Annotated in this window: 1 protein-coding gene; it reads left to right on the top strand. The window is 64.6% G+C overall.

Features of this window, described 5'->3' with window-relative positions:
* Nucleotides 1-206, top strand: a 206-nt coding sequence (locus tag BN358_RS29395; protein ID WP_157593532.1) for an aconitase family protein, incomplete at both ends; no start/stop codon positions are given.

Here is a 206-nt window from a genome sequence, read left to right as displayed (position 1 = left end):
ACACCTACCTGCAGGCGCTCGACTTCGATCTGGTCGGCTACGGCTGCACGACGTGCATCGGCAACTCCGGACCGCTGATCCCTGAGGTCTCCAAGGCCGTCAACGACAACGACCTCGCGGTCACCTCGGTGCTCAGCGGCAACCGGAACTTCGAGGGCCGGATCAACCCCGACGTGAAGATGAACTACTGGCCAGCCCGCCCCTGG

This window comes from Sedimentibacter sp. B4 (assembly GCF_000309315.1).
Classification (GTDB): domain Bacteria; phylum Bacillota; class Clostridia; order Tissierellales; family Sedimentibacteraceae; genus Sedimentibacter; species Sedimentibacter saalensis.
Note: the sequence above shows the minus strand (reverse complement) of the source record. Positions and strands in the feature narration are given on the sequence as shown.